Here is an 18,100-nt window from a genome sequence, read left to right on the forward strand (position 1 = left end):
ATGCGCACAAACAGTTTCGCGTAAGCGACAGAACGATCTACATCGGCAACAAGAAAAGGAGTGTTTCATGGACAAAACCATCCCTAACTTGGAAAAGGCGATTTCCGAAATCCCCGACGGCGCGCAGATCATGATCGGCGGTTTCGGCGGTTCTGGCGCACCAATCGAGCTGATCCACGCATTGATCGACCGCTTTCGTGCAACTGGCAGCCCAAAGAATGTCACTGTAATTAACAACAATGCCGGAAACGGATTTATCGGCATCGCAGCCATGATCAAAGCTGGAATGGTTGGCAAGATGATCTGCTCGTTTCCGCGCAGTTCCAACGCAGAAGCGTTTAATGAGAAGTATCTTGCTGGCGATATTAAACTAGAACTCGTGCCGCAAGGGACTTTGGCCGAACGCATTCGTGCGGCTGGGGCGGGCATTCCTGCGTTTTATACGCCGTCATCCTTTGGCACCGAACTCGCGAACGGCAAGCCAACTGAGGAATTCGAGGGAAAAAGGTATGTGCGAGAGCGCTGGCTAAAGGCGGACTTCGCTTTAATCAAAGGTCAAGAAGGCGACACTGTCGGAAACTTAACCTATCGCCTCGCAGGGCGGAACTTTAATCCGCTGATGGCCATGGCCGCTGACAAGACCATCGCGCAGGTAACCGTATTGGGTGCTGCTGGAACCATAAACCCAGAGCAAGTGATAACGCCCGGCATCTTTGTCGATGCGGTGGTTGAGGTTTCAAATCCTCAGCAAGAAGAAGTGCTCGTGCGCACAGGAGTGGTTCACTGATGACTGATTTCAACATTCCCGATGTAGCCCTATCCAACGCTCAAATTGCGTGGCGCGCGGCCCAAGACATCGAAGACGGTTCATATGTGAACCTTGGCATCGGTTTCCCTGAGATGATCGCCAAGTTCCAACCCGATGGTCGCGATGTTACCTATCACACTGAAAATGGCGTTTTGGGTTTTGGCAAAGCGCCGCTTGAAGGCGAGGAAGATTGGGACCTGATCAATGCAGGGAAAAAGGCGATTACGTTAAAGCCCGGCGCTTCGTTTTTTCATCATGCTGACAGTTTCGCGATGGTTCGCGGCGGGCACCTCGATTTGGCTGTTTTGGGAGCCTATCAGATTGCACAGAACGGCGATCTGGCAAATTGGCGTGTCGGTTCAAAGGGCGTGCCTGCCGTCGGCGGTGCGATGGATTTGGTCCATGGCGCAAAACGGGTCGCTGTTGTCACCGATCATGTCACCAAAGACGGTAAGCCCAAGTTAGTCGAATCCTGCACCTTCCCACTTACTGGTGTGGGATGTGTAACGCGGGTTTATACCTCACTGGCTGTAATAGACATTGCGGATGGTAAATTCGTTTTGAAAGAAAAATTGCCGGCGGTCACCCTAGCTCAATTGCAATCGGTGACGGGTGCGACACTGCACATTGATGGCGAAGTTGCCGACCTTATTGTTCCTGAGGATTTGTAAATGACTGACGTTTATATCTGCGATTACATCCGCACACCGATTGGCCGATATGGCGGCGCTTTGTCAACTGTGCGCGCCGACGATCTGGGTGCAATTCCGCTAAAGGCTTTGGCTGAACGCAACCCTAAAATGGACCTATCTGCTATTGATGAAGTAATTTTTGGCTGTGCCAATCAAGCGGGCGAAGACAACCGCAACGTCGCTCGTATGTCTTTGCTGTTGGCAGGCTATCCGGATTGCGTCCCTGGCACGACGATGAACCGGCTCTGCGGCTCAGGCATGGACGCGGTGATAACTGCGGCGCGTGCCATTAAGGCAGGCGAGGCCGAATTGATCGTCGCAGGCGGTGTCGAATCCATGTCACGTGCGCCGTTTGTAATGCCTAAGGCAGAAACCGCGTATTCCCGCGCAAACACCGTCCATGACACAACCATTGGCTGGCGCTTCGTTAACCCAGTGATGAAAAAGCTATATGGCGTCGATTCCATGCCCGAAACTGGGGAGAATGTTGCCGAAGATTTTGGCATTACCCGCGCAGATCAAGATCATTTTGCACTGCGATCACAGCACAACGCAGGCGCCGCGATAGCGCAAGGGCGTTTTGCCAAAGAGATCACACCGGTAAGCGTTCCGCAGCGCAGAGGCGACCCAATTATCGTGTCCGAGGACGAACATCCGCGGCCATCAACCACGTTGGCAGATCTCCAAAAGCTGAAGACCTTCGTCAAGGCTGACGGAACCGTGACAGCCGGGAATGCCTCTGGTGTGAACGACGGCGCTGCGGCGCTCATCCTTGCCAGCGAAGACGCGGTGAAAAAGCATGGGCTGAACCCAATCGCCAAGGTATTAGGCGGCGCTTCTGCTGGTGTCGCGCCACGCATCATGGGTTTTGGCCCCGCGCCTGCGTCGCATAAATTGATGGCACGGCTTGGTCTGACGGTGAACGATTTTGCGGTCATCGAACTGAACGAAGCTTTTGCCTCACAGGGGTTGGCCACATTGCGTGATCTGGGCATTGCTGACGATGACGCTCGTGTAAATCGTAACGGCGGCGCGATTGCGTTGGGGCATCCGTTGGGCATGTCGGGTGCGAGGATCACCGGCACAGCGATGCTGGACCTTAGAACTGGTGAAAAATCTTTATCGACCATGTGTATTGGGGTCGGCCAAGGTATCGCAATCGCCTTGGAAGCCGTCTAGAATAATTGCATCAGCGAGCAGTATTAAGTGCCGCCCGCTGATGCAGCAATACCGCCAATAGAGTCGCCAAGCTGTTCTGGCCAGCGCCGGTCTTGCGCGTCAACCCAATTGCGCCTGACAAATAGTCGACCTTTAAATCCATGGCGACAAGGCTGCCGTTTTTCAGCTCACGCGCAACGACACCCTTTGAGATAAACCACAACATATTCGAACGTTCCAGCATTGTCAGTGCGACTGGTAAAGCTACGGTTTCGAGCGCCGGACGCAGATCAGACAGACCCATGGCTGACAGATACTGATCTACAGATTGTCGAATGATGGCGCCCGGGTTGGGCAGGATAAGCGGGTATTCCGTAAGCATCTGAACCGGTTTAAGGCCAAGTGCCGGATGATCAGCGCGCGCGACCAATTCGATAGGTTCGTCATAGAGGTGTTCAAACGACAAGCCTGGCATATCCTTTGAATTGGGCATGCGGCCTATCATAAGATCAATCTTCCCAGAACGGAGCATGTCGATCAGATAGTGATTTGGACCGGTAAGCACACCAATGCGCGCGTCAGGACGCTGATCATAAAACTCCAATGCGACCGAAGGAAAAAATCCGCCGGCCACAGTGGGCAACACCCCCGCTTTGACCAGATCCGTATGCGACGGGGCGCTAAGCACCCGACACCCGGCCTCGAGGCTTTGTAGTGACGCCTTTGCATGGCGGCGAAAAACCTCACCACCCGTTGTTAGAATAGCGCGTCGCCCTGTACGCTCGAATAATTGGCATCCAAGCTGCCCCTCAAGATCGGACAAGGTTTTGGACATCGCAGGTTGCGACACATGCTGCGCCCGCGCTGCGCCCGAAATCGTTCCTGTCTCCGCAATTGCGAGGAATGCCTCAAGGTGACGGAGCTTTAGATCTCTTGGTATATTCATTTGATTATACCTTTAGCATAGTTTTGTATTTTTTCCATGCTTTTAATTATGGCACATTAACATCAGGAGGAACCAATGCACGCACTAGATTTAGAGTGGGGCACCATGCATCTGAGCCTATCAAATGGCGACGGACCCACCCTCGTTTTCCTGAATTCGCTGGGCACCGATCTTCGTATGTGGGATGCGGTTTGCGCCCTATTGCCCACTGATTGGGCCACGCTGCGGATGGACAAGCGTGGGCATGGGCTTTCAGATACAGCGCCTGACAGCTACAGTATTCCCGATTTGGCAAAAGACGTATTGGCCGCAATGGACAACGTTGGCATCAACCGCGCAGTCGTAGTTGGCTGTTCGATTGGCGGCTTGATTGCACAGCATATCGCCTTGATGGCACCCGAGCGGGTCTTGGGGTTGGTATTGTCCAACACAGCGCCAAAGCTGGGCTCCGCTGAGGATTGGCTTGCGCGTATTGAGATGATCAATGAAAGTGGTATGCGCGCTGTGGCAGAGGGCATTTTGCCGCGTTGGTTTGGGCCCGAGTTTCTCATGAAACCAGAGGCCAACCTATGGCGCACGCTGCTCGCACGCACTGACCAGGCGGGATACGTTGCCACCTGTAACGCGATTGCAGGCACTGACATAACAGAACAACTGAGTGAGATTGCGGCACCTGCGCTGGTTTTTGCAGGACAACACGATTTGGCCACTCCGCCGAACGTCGTTGCGGAGCTAGCAGCTGCCCTACCCGACGCCGATCTGATCTCCTTTGAAACGACGGGGCACTTGCCCGCGATTGAAGCGCCGGATGCACTTGTCGATGCACTCATTAATTTTGTTAAAAGGATTACCCCATGAGCGAAAAGTTCGACCAAGGGATGAAAACCCGCCGCGAGGTTTTGGGCGATGCCCATGTCGACCGTGCGGAAGCCGCAAAATCAGAATTCGACCTAGCCTTCCAAGGCCTCATAACCGAAGGGGCATGGGGCACAGTGTGGTCGTCAGACAAAATCAGCCGGCGCGAACGTTCGATGCTAACGATCGCACTTTTGGCGGCGACCGGAAATTTCGAGGAAATCCCGATGCATATTCGCGCCACCGCACGCACGGGAGCGTCTAAAGACGATGTGGCTGAGGCACTACAACATGTCGCGATCTATGCGGGCGTGCCCAAAGCCAACCACGCCCTAAAACTCGCGAAACAGACTTTTGTTGAAATGGAGGAAAACAACGATGCTTGATCTTGGCCCATTAATTCCGCGCAACCGCGAAATTCACCCGATACCGCATGCCCCGGACTATAAAACGAGCGTCTCTCGCTCCCCTAACCTGCCGCTCCTTTCAATGGAAAGCGGCCTTTCTGAGGAAACCGGCCCCACCTTTGGCCACAACAAACTTGGGGCGCTGGACAACAATCTGATTTTGAATTGGAGCAAAGGCGCGGCCCCCGCTGTGGGTGAACGCATCTTGGTCCGCGGGCGCGTATTGGATGAAAATAGTCGGCCCGTGCCTCATACTTTGGTCGAGATTTGGCAGGCAAATGCGGGCGGACGATATCGCCACAAGAAAGATACATATTTCGCGCCCCTTGATCCAAACTTTGGCGGATGCGGTAGGACGATAACGGACGAAAACGGCTACTACGAGTTTCTTACTGTGCGCCCGGGAGCCTATCCTTGGCCCAATCGGGGCAACGATTGGCGCCCCATGCACATTCACGTCTCAGTGTTCGGAAATAGTTTTGGTCAGCGCTTGATTACCCAGATGTATTTCGAAGGTGATCCGCTGATCAATCACTGCCCGATTGCCGCAACAATCAAAGACCGCAGCCAACTTGACCGGCTTGTGGCCCCGCTTGATTTCTCAAAGTCGCGCCCGCTCGATTTCCTAGCGTACAAGTTTGACATCGTGTTGCGCGGCAGGCGTCAAACCATGTTCGAAAACAAATTGGAGGGAATGTAAAATGAGCCAGAAGTTAAATACCTTGATTGAATCCGCTTCTCAAACTGCGGGCCCTTATGTTCACATCGGCCTAATGCCGACCTATGCAGGCAATGCTGGCTATTATGACGAAGAAATCGGCACCACCCCATTTCTAGACGAGGGCAATGCCAAAGGCGAGATTGTCGAGATCGTCGGCTCTGTGTTTGATGGCACCGGTTGGGCGATGCGCGATGCGTTGATCGAAAGCTGGCAATGTGACGCGAGCGGCCTGTTTGCGGGCGCAGAAGGTTCGGATCCGGCCTTTACCGGCCACTGCCGTTTTGCCGCCGACGCGGACTCCGGTGAATTTACACTGCGCACGGTCAAACCCGCCCCCACCACGGGGCGTGGCGGTGTTAAACTCGCGCCGCATATCTCGCTTTGGGTTGTGGCGCGGGGGATTAACATCGGCCTGCAAACCCGCATCTATTTCGAAGATGAGGACAATTCCAACGATCCACTTTTGAACCGGATCGAACAACGTCCGCGCGTTGACACGCTAATCGCCAAAAAGACCGGCGACGGGAAATACAGATTTGATATTCGGCTTCAAGGCGCTGGCGAAACCGTGTTTCTAGATATCTAAACCTGCACCGATATGATTAAATGGGGTGCATGATGCGCCCCATTTTTACGTGATTAGGAAATCGCGATGACTGTATCTGCCTTCAATCACCTATGGCTTTCGGGATTATTTGGTGATCTCGCAATGGGCGAAGTATTTTCGCCCGAAAGGCAAATGGCGCACATGCTCGCCTTCGAGGCGGCGTGGTCACGCGCTTGCGGAGCGGCTGGGCTATTTGACCCGACTAGGGCCGAAACTGCCGCGTGTGCGATCGAAACAGCACAGGTCAATTATGCAGATATCGCAGCGGGAATGGCACAAGACGGCGTTCCGGTTCCGCGTTTGGTGAAACAGTTGCAAGCAATTGCGCCTGCCGATGCCCTGCACAAAGGTGCCACTTCACAAGATGTGGTCGACACGGCGCTGGCGATGACCCTGCGCGAGGCATCAGATCTGATTGCCGCTCGGTTGGCCGATTTGGAAACACATTTAATGGCACTAGAGGCCCGTTTCGGGGACAGGCCACTTATGGGGCGCACCCGAATGCAGGCCGCCACCCAAATCACCGTGCGCGACCGGATATTGACATGGCACTGTCCATTGAAAGGGCATTTGGATCGGTTGGAGATGCTGCGTCCAAAGACCGAAAAGGTTCAGATCGGCGGTGCGTCGGGCGACCGCAAGGCGCTTGGTGACAAGGCCGATACGGTTGTCGCCGAGGTCGCCAAATCTCTTGGCCTCGCACCAACGAATAAAGCGTGGCACACTATGCGCGAAAGCGTGACTGAGTATGCTTCGTTTCTATCGCTAGTGAGCGGAACGCTGGGCAAGGTGGGTCAGGATATTGCCTTGATGTCCCAACAGGGCATCGAGGAAATTAGTATGTCTCGCGGTGGTGGATCGTCGGCAATGCCCCATAAACAAAACCCTGTCGCAGCAGAACTATTGGTCACGCTGGCACGATTTAACGCAACCCAAGTCTCGGCGATGCACCACGCCATGGTGCATGAACAGGAACGTTCGGGCGCGGCTTGGGCGTTGGAGTGGATGATATTGCCGCAAATGGCGATGGCCACGGCGCGGGCGCTTACCGTAGCTATCGACCTGTCTCAGAATATCACCCGATTGGGCAGTGATTAAGCTACGCGCTAGAACGGCAGCCCGATGTAGTTTTCCGCCAAGTCGCGCCGCGCTGTTTCCGACGCCGCAAGGTGAGCCAGTGAGGCTTTGCGAATTTGTTCGGCAAAGGCGTCTTCACCGTCGAACCGGTGCAACATGGTGGTCATCTGCCAACTAAACCGCATCGCCTTCCAAATCCGCTCCGATGCGCGGGCCGAATATTCATCGATGCCTGATTTGGAACCGGCCTTAACGGCGTCAAAGGGCACCTGATTTGGAAATTGGACGTCGGATGGGGCTGTTAATCAGGGCGCTGCAAACAGAGAGCCAGAGAAAGGGAAGCCCGGATGCCGGGCTTGAAAGGATAGAGAGAGTCTCATCCGGGCCCGGTCTGAAAGGACCATCCCCATGGCCAAGACCACAACCAAATCCATGGCTGCTAGCCGTAAAAAGACACCTGCAAAGCAGTCAGCACCCGAAGCAACCGGCGTATCCCGTTTCTCCGACATTCGCATGATCCCCCTCAACCAGCTGTCGCTCAGCCCGCTCAATGTGCGCAAAGTCGCGGCTAATGCCGCTGACGACGCCGAACTGCTGGCCAGCATTCGCGAAAATGGCATCAAACAGAACCTGGTGGTTCATGCGACCTCGGATTCGAGTTTCGCAGTGGATGCAGGTGGACGCCGCCTTAAAGCGCTGCAACAGCTTGCTGAAGACGAGGCAATTCCAACGGATCATCCAATCCCGTGCTTGATCGAGGACGAACGCGACGCTGTCGTCACCTCCGCCACAGAAAACCTTCAGCGCGCAGCCATGCACCCTGCCGATCAGTTCGAAGCCTTTGACAAGATGATTGGCGAGAGCCGCAGTGAAGACGAGATCGCGCTGAAGTTCGGCGTCTCGGTCGATCTGGTGCGCCGCCGCCTTAAACTGGCCCGTGTTGCGCCCGAGATCATCGAACAGTTTCGCGCCAATGAAATCACGTTGGAATGCGTGATGGCCTTCACGCTGACCGATGACCATGATCGACAATTGGCGATCTGGAATACGGTGAAGGACGGCTATCACATTCATCCGCAGTCGATCAAACGTCACCTGACCGAGATGGCACATTCGGCCAGTTCCAGCATTGGTCGTTTTGTCGGTGTTGAAGCTTATGAAGCGGCTGGCGGCGTGCTGTTGCGTGACCTCTTTGACGACAATGCCTCCTCTCACATGGAAAACCCCGAACTGTTGGAACGGCTGGCGGTGGAGAAGCTGCAGGTGGCGGCCAAACCCTTCGCGGCGGGTTGGAAATGGGTCGAAGTGCATCTTGCGGTGGATTACGGCGCGTTTCGTAGTTTTGGGCGGGTTTATCCGCAGGACATCGAACCTGATCCTGAGTTGCTCGCCGAAGAAACTCGCCTGATGGCGCGTGAAGAAGAACTCGCATCCCAGAACGACGGTGAAGACTGGAGCGACGCGGAGACCGAAGAATACTACGCCATTGAGCCACGCTTGCGCGAGATCGAGGTGCTGCAGCGAGAACGTCAGCCTTATGCCATCGAGGATCAAGCCATCGCAGGCTGTGTGCTGACCATCGCGCATGATGGATTGCTGCGCGTCGAAAAGGGTTTGGTGCGGCCTGAGGACATCCCAGCTGTACCCGTTGCCGGTGAAGATGCTGTAGAAGACGGTGATCAGGACGCCCCTGCCCGCCCTCAGGTCACGCCGCCGACCTCATCAACGCCAGTGCCCGTCTCGGATCCGGCAACGACCTTGCGCAAAGCAGACGGCATTTCGGCCAGTCTGGCGGATGATTTGCGCGCAACGCGCCAGCATATCCTGCGTGCGCATTTGTCGGCAGACTATGACGTGGCTTTTGATGCGATGCTCTACGCGCTTTGCGAACAGGCTTTGTCGCATGCCTATGGCACTGCAGCGCTTAATGTCTCCATCGATCCGTTCCGCTCGCTCAACCGCGAAGCGCTGCACACGGATACCGTCGCCGAGAAGATGCTTGATGCATTGGAGCGCGACTTGGCGATCGATTGGATGGAGCTGGAGAAACCTGAGGATTTTCGGGCGATGTCAGCCCTCCCTATTGCTGACAAACAGGCGCTCTTTGCCTGGGCCGTGGGTCTGGCGATCAAGCCGCAGCTTCTGTCTGACAATCACCCCTCCCCGATCATTGAGGAGATTGGTGCGCGTCTTGATGTTGATGTGGCGGCCTGTTGGCGCCCGACGGCGACCACCTATTGGGGTAGGGTCAACAAAACCCATGCTGTATCTACGGCACGTAAGCTCATTGGCGATAAATACGCCGAAGAACGTGCGCGGGAGCGCAAAGGCGATATCGCGGCCGCGATGGAACGGGCCTTTGCCGAAAACGCGATGGAGGCGGAAGGTCTCGATGTCGAAACAGCGACCAAGACATCGTGCTGGCTGCCCGATGGGATGGCATTCGTGGATGTTGTCAGTGAAGAAGGCGTCATCGCCGAAGCCGGGGTTAATAGTGAGGCTGGCTCCTCAGTTGATAACGCACAAACGGCGAGCAATGGCACGAACTCCGACGCTGAGGCCGACGAACTCCCCGCCTTCATGACCGACGACGCGGCTTAAGGTCTCCATTCCAACCGTAAACTCTGACTGGGCCGTCCTTGCACAAAGGGCGGCCCTTTCCGTCTGGCGGGTTTCAAAAGTCGGAATGGTTCGGCTGGCCCGCCGCGGAGAGACCAAATGGCAGCCCTACTTAAAGACGCACAAGTTGACGACACAGCCAAGATCGCAGCCCAAAACGACGCGTTTCGCGGGTCGATCTTGTTTTTCAATGACACTGAGAATACGCCGAAAGGACAGTTCGTGATGACCCGAGGCGTCATGGCACTGGGTCCAGATGCGCGCCTTGCCGCCACGCGGGCCGTTGCGGCGTTTCAAGCCTTCACGCCAGACAACGATCCCTACGGCTTTCATGAATTTGGAGCCGTCGAGGTTCTTGGCACCACGGTCTGGTTCAAAATTGACGCTTATGACGTGAACTACGAATACGGCTCCCCCGATCCAAGTGATCCTGAGCAAACCCGCCGCGTTTTGACCCTGCTTCTACCGTCAGAATACTGACTCAACGCTCAAACCAGTTCCCTTTCGGATCGCCCTTGCACAAAGGGCGGTCCTTTCGCTCTGACGGGTTGTCCAAGCACACGGGATACCTCCGTGTCGCCCGTCATGGAGACCCAGAAATGGCACAATCACGCGACTATAAGATCACGCTCTACCCCGCACATCGCGATGGCGGCTTCGTTGTGACCCAGTTCACGATGATGGCGAGCTACCCCGAAAAACACGTCCAGGCTGCGGGCATGGATGACCTGATCGCGCAGATTACCGATTTTGCGATGGCGCATGGCGAAAGCTGTAGCGCTTCGGTGCGCTGCCTCGCGGCGCGCAAACCGCCCGGCTTCAAGAAAGCGACCGAGAACCTCTATTTCAACCTTGAGGAGCGCACGAAGGCGAAAGACCCAGACGCCGCATAGACGCGCAAATTCCATCCAACTGTCGGCGGTCTTCGCCTTGGAGACCGCCGTGACGCAAACTCAAAGGACCAATCACATGACACAGACACTTGATTACGCCGCGCAATATGCGGCAGCGCAAAAGAAGGCCGAAGCGGCCCGCGTTGAAACCCGAACAGCGCTTCTCACGGAGCTGCGCGCCTTGGGCGCGACGCTGCTTGAAGTGCAATACGAAGGCTATGGCGATTCCGGCAATGTCGAAGACGTGACGCCGACTCCGACGGAAATCAAACTCGATACCGAAGTGAACCGCCGCGTTGAAGATTTCGCCTGGGACTTCGCCTATGCGCTCAACCCCGGCTTTGAGAACAACGAAGGCGGATACGGCTCGTTGGAATGGAACCTCGAGACCGACAAGATCACCATCAGCCACAGCAATCGTTACGTGGAATCCGCCACCACCGAATACGAGGATTTATGAGATGGCACATCCGCTACATCACGCCGAGAGTTCGGCGCGTCGCTTTGGTGGCGCGCCTGAGGATTATCAGGACGTGCATAATTGGTTTGACGCCAGCAAGGAGCATTTTGCGGTCTTCACCCACCGGGCATTGCGTCATCACACCCAAGGTGTCTTTGAGGCACAACGCATGTTTGGACTAACCCTGACCAACAGCGCGGGCCCGACCATTCCGATCCGCTGGATTGGGGAACAGCACGTCAAAGAGGATTGTCGGGGAAAGATCCCGTCCCTCGCCGATTGGCTGGGGCGCATTCAACCTCAGGCCTGGATGGCCAATGGGCATATTGATAAAGCATTAGAGGCGATGGTTGGTGATCCGCGAGCGGCGTGGATCGCGGCCGTCATGTCCCAACGGACCATCCTTGGCTATGAAGACTGGTTGCTGCGGCACAGTGTTCAGCGTGTCAAAATGCGGTCCAGCAAGGTCGTATAAACCAGCGCTTCGACGCGCATCCATTTCAACCCCCACCTCAAACAAAATGCAACAAACCCGCCCTGCCCATTTGGCTGTTGGCGGGTTTGCTGTGTCTGGCATAAAGGAACATTTCCATGCACGATCCGGTTCACGAAGAGGTCCATCACGGACATACGATCAGAATCTACCATGACGAGGACGCGGAAAGCCCGCGAGACTGGTGCAACCTTGGGACGATGGTCTGTTGGCATCGACGCTACACTCTGGGCGATGATCACAGATTTGGTGATCCTCACGCATTCCTTTGCGATCTCGCCGGTTGTGCCGATGAGACAGACCATTCGTTCCGGCGTTTGATGGAACTGGCCCAGAAACGGGCGGTAATTCTCCCCGTCTATCTCTATGACCATTCCGGCCTGGCGATGAACACCACGGGGTTCCACTGTCCTTGGGATTCCGGTCAGGTTGGGTTCATCTATGTCACACTCGACGATGTGTGGAAGGAATTTGGCGTGATGCGCGTATCCAAGAAATTGCGAGCGCGCGTGGAAGATATGCTGCGATCAGAAGTCGAGACTTATGACGATTTCCTCGGTGGCAGGATTTACGGATACACGGTCGAGGTGGACGGCGAAGAGGTGGACGCCTGTTGGGGCTTTGTCGGAGATTTCGAGGAACATTGTTTGCCAGAGGCTCGCGCAGCCATTCCACGTCCTGGCCTCTCATCATCAATGGAGCAGAACGCTGCCGCCGCTCCGATGCCCTGACGGCGCGATCTGCTTGCCAAAAAGAGCCAGAGGCAGGGCGGGAGGGGTGACCCCTCCCGGGTGAGAGAGTGCGCGCGGGCTGGGGGAAACCCCAACCCGGAGAACGCCCATGAATGCTCATCCCAAGACGACGGCCCTCGCCGCTGGCCCAATCGCAGAAACCCCAACCTCACCACCTCCCCCAGATTTTGCCAAATCTTTGATGCGCGCAGCGGAACAGCTGTTCATGCATTTCAAAGCGGGCAAACCTATTGATGCCAAAATGCTCCGCGCCGCGATGGAGGCGGCGTTTGGATCCAGTGATGCCCAAGGCGCGTGGATCTGGAAGGATGCCTATGATGCAGCTGAGGTTGCCCAGATCATGATGCTGTCGCGTTACGGCGCAGTGATGCAGCACCACGCCACATCCCCCGCAGCCTACCTCTCCATGATTGAACGTCTCGCAGCCCTCGCGCCGTCGCATACACGGCGGTCTGAGGACAGCGTGCGGTTGCAGCAGTTCTCAACACCCCTGCCCCTCGCGGCGATTGTTGCACAGGCCGCCGACATCCGAACAACTGATCTGGTGCTGGAGCCATCGGCCGGGACAGGCATGCTTGCTATCTTTGCGCAGATTTCCGGCGCGCGCCTCGCGCTGAATGAACTTGCGGAGACCCGCCGCAATATTCTCGGTCACTTGTTTCCTGAGGTGCAAGTCTCAGATAACGACGCGGCGTCGATCGATGATCGTTTGGATCGCGCGATTAAGCCCTCGGTCATCGTGATGAATCCACCCTTCTCGGCCGCGCAACATGTCGATGGTAAATACCGTCAGGCGACCAGCCAGCATGTGTTGTCCGCCCTGGCGCGACTGGCACCGGGTGGCCGCATGGTGGTCATCACCGGCGAGAGTTTCAGCCCGGCGACCAAAAGCAATCAATCGACGTTTCGCCATATTGGGGAGGTCGCAGACGTGGTCTTCTCGGCAGCGGTCGCGGGCAAGGTCTTCGCGCGGCATGGAACCAGTATCGACACGCGCCTCACTGTGATCGACAAACGCGAGGACGGCGTCGAGGCGGGCGTAACCGACATGGGCTGCGCCTATCACCCGATTTGCGAAACAACGGCGGAACTACTCGCTTCCGTTCTCAAGCATTGCCCCGAGCGTCCCACTGACGGACCCAATGCGCCAATCGGTGCGGCTCAGATCGCCCCAGAGCAGCCATCACGCCTCGATGTTAACGCCCTGCGCAACGCGGCCCGCCAAGAAACCCGCGCCATCGCCGTGGAACGCGCCAAACATCCTTTTGACAGTGTTGAGGCCGCATCGCTCGACTACCTGCCCAAACCCTGGAGTGAGCCAACAGGCACGCTGCAAGACACGGTCTATGAGGACTATACCCTTCAGGCGATCAGCATCGAACATGCCGCCACCCATCCAACAGCGCTTGTGCAATCCGCCGCCATGGCCTCCGTGCCGCCGCCCCTGCCCTCTTATCATCCAATTTTACCCGAACACTTGATTACAGATGGCGTACTGTCCGCGCCGCAGCTGGAAAGTGTCATCTACGCGGGCAATGCCCATGAGACGCATCTCAAGGGCTGGTTTCGGCAGGGTGAGATCGCAGGGCAGCTTGTTGCGGCCTCCGAAGAGGATGAGGGTGCGTTCCGTCTGCGCAAGGGTTGGTTCCTTGGGGATGGCACCGGGTGCGGCAAAGGACGACAGGTTGCGGGTGTCATCGTCGACAACTGGCTCAAGGGACGTAAACGTGCGGTCTGGGTTTCAAAAAGCGATAAACTGATCGAGGATGCGCGGCGCGACTGGATGGCGCTTGGGGGGCGGGAAAGCGACATTGTGCCTTTGTCGAAGTTTCGCCAAGGGAGCGATATCAGGCTTGCAGAAGGTATCCTGTTTGTAACCTATGCAACGCTGCGCTCCGCCGAGCGGGACGGCAAAGCCTCGCGTCTTGCTCAGGTCGTCACATGGCTTGGTGCTGATTTTGACGGCGTCATCGCCTTTGATGAAAGCCACGCGATGGCCAATGCGGCTGGCGAGACATCGGCGCGCGGTGACAAGAAGGCGTCGCAGCAGGGTCTCGCAGGGCTGCATTTGCAAAATGCACTTCCAGACGCGCGTGTTCTTTATGTCTCGGCCACTGGGGCCACGGTCGTCGGCAATCTAGCTTATGCCTCGCGCTTGGGGCTCTGGGGCACAGGTGACTTCCCTTTTGCGACGCGCGCCGCGTTTGTCTCGGCAATGGAGGCGGGCGGTATCGCCGCCATGGAGATGATTTCGCGCGACCTGAAAGCCCTTGGGCTCTACCTCGCGCGATCCCTATCTTATGCAGGTGTCGAATACGACATGCTGGTGCATGACCTCTCACCGGCCCAGGTGGCGATCTATGACAGTTATGCTGAGGCGTTTCAGATTATTCATAACAATCTCGAAGCAGCGCTTGAGGCGTCGGGTATTTCGTCTGAGACGGGCACGCTAAACCCTCAAGCCAAATCTGCGGCGCGCTCCGCCTTCGAGAGCAACAAACAGCGGTTTTTCAACCATCTGATCACGGCGATGAAGTGCCCCTCGCTCATCAAAGCCATCGATGCTGACCTTGAGGTGGGGCACTCTGCCGTTGTGCAAGTGGTCTCGACCAGTGAGGCACTGATGGAACGCCGTCTTGCCGATATCCCACCGTCAGAGTGGCACGATCTGCAGGTCGACATCACGCCGAGGGAATATGTGATGGATTACCTGGCGCATTCCTTTCCGATCCAGCTGTTTGAACCTTACACCGACGAGAACGGTGATCTGCGCTCCCGACCAGCCCTTGATGCCACTGGCAATCCGGTGATTTGCCGCGAGGCGGAGCGCAGGAAGGATGATCTAATCGAGCATCTTGGTGCGCTCGCACCCGTGCAAGGTGCGTTGGACCAAATCCTTTGGCACTTTGGCGGGGACGTGGTGGCTGAAGTCACGGGGCGTAAACGCCGGATCGTGCGCACCCCTGAGGGGCGCCTCAAAGTCGAAAACCGCCCCGTCTCCTCCAACTTAGGCGAAACCCAAGCCTTCATGGATGACACCAAGCGCATTCTGGTGTTTTCAGATGCGGGTGGCACGGGACGAAGCTATCACGCTGATCTTGGCGCAAAGAACCAGCGCCTACGCGTGCACTACCTGCTCGAGCCAGGCTGGAAGGCAGACAATGCTATCCAAGGTTTGGGGCGCACCAACCGCACCAATCAGGCGCAGCCGCCGCTGTTTCGACCCGTGGCCACCAACGTCAAAGGCGAGAAGCGGTTTCTCTCCACCATTGCGCGTCGCCTCGACACACTCGGTGCGATCACCAAAGGCCAGCGTGAAACCGGCGGCCAGAACATGTTCCGCGCCGAGGACAATCTTGAAAGTCCCTATGCCCGCGCGGCGCTGCGGCAGTTCTTTTACAAACTGCGAGCTGGCAAGATCGATGCCTGTTCATATGCGCGGTTCCAGGAGATGACCGGTCTGACGCTTGATGACGCGGACGGGTCGATGAAAGAGACCTTGCCGCCGATACAGCAATTCCTCAATCGCTGTCTGGCCCTGACCATTGAGATGCAGGACGCCATCTTTGACGCGTTCGGCATTTTCCTCTCCGCAATTATTGAGGATGCGCGCCAGGCGGGCACGCTTGACGTCGGACTGGAAACTCTGCGGGCCGAGAAGTTCGAGATTGTTGAGCGCAAAGTCATCTTCGAGCATGAGGCAACGGGTGCGACCGCTACAGCGCTGACAGTTGAACGCACGGACCGCAACGACCCGCTGACCCTCGCCAAGGTAAAAGCCATTTGCGCAAAGATGGATGGGGCGCGGCTTTATTGGAACAAAGCCTCGAAACGCGCTGGCCTGATGACCAATGCGCCTGCCTTCATGGATGAGGACGGTGTGCCCATCTTGCGGGTCAAACTGCTGCGGCCGGTGGCAAATGAGATATGTGCGCTGAGTGAGTTCGCCAAATCGAACTGGGAGGAGGTGGATGATGCGATGTTTGAACAGCTTTGGCAGGCTGAGGTCGATGTAGTGCCGGAGTTCTCCACGTCAAAGATCACGCTGATCTGTGGACTGCTTCTGCCGATCTGGGATCGACTGCCCGCCGACAATATGCGGATCTACCGCTTGCAAACCACGGATGGAGAACGCGCGGTCGGACGTTTGGTAACCCAAGACCAGCTGATCAATGTCTATGCGCGACTGCGGCTTGATTGCGAATTGCAGATGGAACCTGATGAGGTGCTGCGTGCCGTGATGGACAAACGGGCCACCCTCAAACTGGTCAATGGGTTTCAACTGCGGCGCTCGATGGTCATGGGGCAGCCACGGCTTGAGGTGATGGGTGTGACGGGATCGGCGCTGCCTGAAGTGAAGGCACTGGGCTGTTTCACCGAAGTGATCCAATGGAAGACACGGGCGTTTATCCCGGTGGGATCAAGGGAAGTGCTGGCAAAAGTCCTCGCTAAATACCCTGTTGGGTCCAATGTGGCGGGTAGCGCGTCATGAGCAACAGCCGCAAAGTGGCAGACCTCTCCGCCGATCTGGCAGGTCGCGCCGAAGGCTTTTGTCGGTATTATTTTCCCGAAGGGCGCAAGCAAGGCAACTACTGGCAGATCGGTGACACCTCAGGCGTCGCCGGTCAAAGCCTTGCAATTCGTCTGCATGCACTGGATGGCCGAAAGGCGGGTGGGTGGACGGATTATCAAAGCGGTGAATACGGCGATCTGATTGATCTTCTGCACGCCAAACTCGGATCCCTGTCGCTGAAGGAGACCCTGAGCGAAGCCCAGAGCTTTCTTGGCGCGGTCCCCTGCCCTATCGAACACAGTGCTGCCCGCTCTCGCGCTCAGCCCGCAGCGGCATCCAGCAAACGCATCACACGGGCGCGAAAACTGTTTTCCTATAGCAGGCCGATCCTGGGCACTGTCGCCGCCGCATACCTCCATGCCCGCGCCATCTCGCGCTTCGGGCCGGCCCTGCGCTATCACCCCAAGGTCTTTCTGCGCAGGGGCGAGGACGCTCCACCAGAACAGCGCCCTGCCCTCCTCGCGAAGATCACGGACAATCAGGGACAGATCACCGGGTGCGCGCGCACCTATCTGGACCCGTTCACCGGTGGCATTGCAGACATCGACAGCCCGAAGCGGATATTGGGCCAGTTACACGGCAACGCCATTCGGTTCTGGTCAGGGGCAGATCGCGCCGATCTGATTGTCGGCGAGGGTCTCGAGAACACCCTCTCGGTCGGCACGGCCCTTCCCGAATCTGACCTCGCCTCCTGTCTCACAGCCACGCATCTCGGTCTCTTCATTCCACCATCGGGTGTGCGGCGCATCTGGATCGCGCGGGACAATGACGCGGCAGGCGAACGCGCAGCGCTTCAATTGCGCAACCGACTGGCACCGCAGGGCCTGATCGTCGGGGATCTCGTGCCAAGGCTGGGGGATTTCAACGAAGATCTGCTAGTTGATGGCAAGGATGCGCTGCGACAGGCATTGCTCAAGGCCATGAAAGAACAAGGTCTCGGAGAAGGTGAGGGCTGAGGCCAACAGCCTCGGGGAAGTTTCCGCCGTGGCTAAAGGTTCCAAGAGGTTCGATCTGATCCCGTTTGGATGAAGGGAGCGAT

18 protein-coding genes are annotated in these 18,100 nt (G+C 56.8%); 16 read left to right on the forward strand and 2 right to left on the reverse strand.

Features of this window, described 5'->3' with window-relative positions:
- Positions 1-67: 67 nt before the first annotated feature.
- The 3 genes from GGE09_RS22255 to pcaF are packed head-to-tail and all read left to right on the forward strand — an operon-like array spanning position 68 to position 2,679.
- Positions 68-787 (forward strand): 3-oxoacid CoA-transferase subunit A, encoded by a 720-nt coding sequence (locus GGE09_RS22255; protein ID WP_064224164.1) that lies wholly within the window; start codon positions 68-70, stop codon positions 785-787.
- The gene (locus tag GGE09_RS22260; RefSeq protein ID WP_064224165.1) at positions 787-1,479 is read left to right on the forward strand and encodes a 3-oxoacid CoA-transferase subunit B; all 693 of its coding nucleotides are present in this window, start codon (positions 787-789) and stop codon (positions 1,477-1,479) included. Before GGE09_RS22255 ends, GGE09_RS22260 begins: the two co-directional genes overlap by 1 nt.
- Positions 1,480-2,679 carry a 3-oxoadipyl-CoA thiolase gene (pcaF, locus tag GGE09_RS22265; RefSeq protein ID WP_064224166.1) on the forward strand — a complete coding sequence of 400 codons (1,200 nt, stop codon included), beginning with the start codon at positions 1,480-1,482 and terminating at the stop codon, positions 2,677-2,679. It abuts the gene before it with no gap.
- Between the two features lie 10 nt (positions 2,680-2,689).
- Here the strand turns inward: pcaF and GGE09_RS22270 are convergent, their stop codons facing one another.
- Positions 2,690-3,604, reverse strand: coding sequence for a LysR substrate-binding domain-containing protein (locus GGE09_RS22270; protein ID WP_082894783.1), 915 nt, complete (start codon positions 3,602-3,604; stop codon positions 2,690-2,692).
- Between the two features lie 75 nt (positions 3,605-3,679).
- Between GGE09_RS22270 and pcaD the strand changes: the two genes are divergently transcribed.
- The 5 genes from pcaD (at position 3,680) to GGE09_RS22295 (ending at position 7,292) form a co-directional block, all read left to right on the forward strand.
- Positions 3,680-4,462, forward strand: a complete 783-nt coding sequence (gene pcaD / locus GGE09_RS22275) for a 3-oxoadipate enol-lactonase (RefSeq protein WP_064224167.1) — start codon at positions 3,680-3,682, stop codon at positions 4,460-4,462.
- Positions 4,459-4,845: a 4-carboxymuconolactone decarboxylase gene (pcaC, locus tag GGE09_RS22280; protein WP_064224168.1), complete on the forward strand. Its 387-nt coding sequence runs from the start codon at positions 4,459-4,461 to the stop codon at positions 4,843-4,845. The genes pcaD and pcaC overlap by 4 nt, the downstream gene beginning before the upstream one ends.
- Entirely contained in the window at positions 4,838-5,566 is a 729-nt protein-coding gene (gene pcaH, locus GGE09_RS22285) for a protocatechuate 3,4-dioxygenase subunit beta (protein WP_064224169.1), read from the forward strand. Before pcaC ends, pcaH begins: the two co-directional genes overlap by 8 nt.
- Before the next feature lies 1 nt (position 5,567).
- Complete coding sequence (pcaG, locus tag GGE09_RS22290; protein WP_064224170.1) at positions 5,568-6,173, forward strand: protocatechuate 3,4-dioxygenase subunit alpha; 606 nt, start codon at positions 5,568-5,570, stop codon at positions 6,171-6,173.
- A 66-nt stretch (positions 6,174-6,239) separates the two neighbouring features.
- Positions 6,240-7,292 carry a 3-carboxy-cis,cis-muconate cycloisomerase gene (locus GGE09_RS22295; protein WP_064224171.1) on the forward strand — a complete coding sequence of 351 codons (1,053 nt, stop codon included), beginning with the start codon at positions 6,240-6,242 and terminating at the stop codon, positions 7,290-7,292.
- 8 nt (positions 7,293-7,300) lie between these two features.
- On the opposite strand, the gene GGE09_RS22300 is transcribed toward GGE09_RS22295, so the two are convergent.
- Positions 7,301-7,456, reverse strand: a complete 156-nt coding sequence (locus GGE09_RS22300; protein ID WP_235602399.1) for a hypothetical protein — start codon at positions 7,454-7,456, stop codon at positions 7,301-7,303.
- Between the two features lie 223 nt (positions 7,457-7,679).
- On the opposite strand from GGE09_RS22300, the gene GGE09_RS22305 reads away from it, so the two are divergent.
- The 8 genes from GGE09_RS22305 to GGE09_RS22340 all read left to right on the forward strand — a co-directional run bounded on the left by GGE09_RS22305 (position 7,680) and on the right by GGE09_RS22340 (position 18,017).
- The gene (locus tag GGE09_RS22305; RefSeq protein WP_064224173.1) at positions 7,680-9,872 is read left to right on the forward strand and encodes a ParB/RepB/Spo0J family partition protein; all 2,193 of its coding nucleotides are present in this window, start codon (positions 7,680-7,682) and stop codon (positions 9,870-9,872) included.
- Positions 9,873-9,989: 117 nt separating this feature from the next.
- Complete coding sequence (locus GGE09_RS22310; protein WP_064224174.1) at positions 9,990-10,370, forward strand: DUF3768 domain-containing protein; 381 nt, start codon at positions 9,990-9,992, stop codon at positions 10,368-10,370.
- Between the two features lie 119 nt (positions 10,371-10,489).
- A complete protein-coding gene (locus GGE09_RS22315) occupies positions 10,490-10,783 on the forward strand; it encodes a hypothetical protein (protein WP_064224175.1) in 294 nt (97 codons plus the stop codon).
- A gap of 76 nt (positions 10,784-10,859) precedes the next feature.
- Positions 10,860-11,243 carry a DUF6878 family protein gene (locus tag GGE09_RS22320; protein WP_064224176.1) on the forward strand — a complete coding sequence of 128 codons (384 nt, stop codon included), beginning with the start codon at positions 10,860-10,862 and terminating at the stop codon, positions 11,241-11,243.
- A 1-nt stretch (position 11,244) separates the two neighbouring features.
- Positions 11,245-11,718 carry a DUF6915 family protein gene (locus tag GGE09_RS22325; RefSeq protein WP_064224177.1) on the forward strand — a complete coding sequence of 158 codons (474 nt, stop codon included), beginning with the start codon at positions 11,245-11,247 and terminating at the stop codon, positions 11,716-11,718.
- Between the two features lie 116 nt (positions 11,719-11,834).
- A complete protein-coding gene (locus GGE09_RS22330; RefSeq protein WP_064224178.1) occupies positions 11,835-12,467 on the forward strand; it encodes a hypothetical protein in 633 nt (210 codons plus the stop codon).
- Between the two features lie 109 nt (positions 12,468-12,576).
- Entirely contained in the window at positions 12,577-16,980 is a 4,404-nt protein-coding gene (locus GGE09_RS22335) for a strawberry notch-like NTP hydrolase domain-containing protein (RefSeq protein WP_064224179.1), read from the forward strand.
- Complete coding sequence (locus tag GGE09_RS22340; protein WP_064224180.1) at positions 16,977-18,017, forward strand: toprim domain-containing protein; 1,041 nt, start codon at positions 16,977-16,979, stop codon at positions 18,015-18,017. Before GGE09_RS22335 ends, GGE09_RS22340 begins: the two co-directional genes overlap by 4 nt.
- Positions 18,018-18,100 lie beyond the last annotated feature (83 nt).

Source organism: Roseobacter sp. N2S (genome assembly GCF_031454055.1).
Lineage (GTDB): Bacteria > Pseudomonadota > Alphaproteobacteria > Rhodobacterales > Rhodobacteraceae > Amylibacter.

Bases quoted from the DNA above. Each gene is read 5' to 3' on its own strand.
- GGE09_RS22255 (WP_064224164.1), top strand. From the start codon at position 68: ATGGACAAAACCATCCCTAACTTGGAAAAGGCGATTTCCGAAATCCCC.
- GGE09_RS22260 (WP_064224165.1), top strand. From the start codon at position 787: ATGACTGATTTCAACATTCCCGATGTAGCCCTATCCAACGCTCAAATT.
- pcaF (WP_064224166.1), top strand. From the start codon at position 1,480: ATGACTGACGTTTATATCTGCGATTACATCCGCACACCGATTGGCCGA.
- GGE09_RS22270 (WP_082894783.1), bottom strand. From the start codon at position 3,604: ATGAATATACCAAGAGATCTAAAGCTCCGTCACCTTGAGGCATTCCTC.
- pcaD (WP_064224167.1), top strand. From the start codon at position 3,680: ATGCACGCACTAGATTTAGAGTGGGGCACCATGCATCTGAGCCTATCA.
- pcaC (WP_064224168.1), top strand. From the start codon at position 4,459: ATGAGCGAAAAGTTCGACCAAGGGATGAAAACCCGCCGCGAGGTTTTG.
- pcaH (WP_064224169.1), top strand. From the start codon at position 4,838: ATGCTTGATCTTGGCCCATTAATTCCGCGCAACCGCGAAATTCACCCG.
- pcaG (WP_064224170.1), top strand. From the start codon at position 5,568: ATGAGCCAGAAGTTAAATACCTTGATTGAATCCGCTTCTCAAACTGCG.
- GGE09_RS22295 (WP_064224171.1), top strand. From the start codon at position 6,240: ATGACTGTATCTGCCTTCAATCACCTATGGCTTTCGGGATTATTTGGT.
- GGE09_RS22300 (WP_235602399.1), bottom strand. From the start codon at position 7,456: ATGCGGTTTAGTTGGCAGATGACCACCATGTTGCACCGGTTCGACGGT.
- GGE09_RS22305 (WP_064224173.1), top strand. From the start codon at position 7,680: ATGGCCAAGACCACAACCAAATCCATGGCTGCTAGCCGTAAAAAGACA.
- GGE09_RS22310 (WP_064224174.1), top strand. From the start codon at position 9,990: ATGGCAGCCCTACTTAAAGACGCACAAGTTGACGACACAGCCAAGATC.
- GGE09_RS22315 (WP_064224175.1), top strand. From the start codon at position 10,490: ATGGCACAATCACGCGACTATAAGATCACGCTCTACCCCGCACATCGC.
- GGE09_RS22320 (WP_064224176.1), top strand. From the start codon at position 10,860: ATGACACAGACACTTGATTACGCCGCGCAATATGCGGCAGCGCAAAAG.
- GGE09_RS22325 (WP_064224177.1), top strand. From the start codon at position 11,245: ATGGCACATCCGCTACATCACGCCGAGAGTTCGGCGCGTCGCTTTGGT.
- GGE09_RS22330 (WP_064224178.1), top strand. From the start codon at position 11,835: ATGCACGATCCGGTTCACGAAGAGGTCCATCACGGACATACGATCAGA.
- GGE09_RS22335 (WP_064224179.1), top strand. From the start codon at position 12,577: ATGAATGCTCATCCCAAGACGACGGCCCTCGCCGCTGGCCCAATCGCA.
- GGE09_RS22340 (WP_064224180.1), top strand. From the start codon at position 16,977: ATGAGCAACAGCCGCAAAGTGGCAGACCTCTCCGCCGATCTGGCAGGT.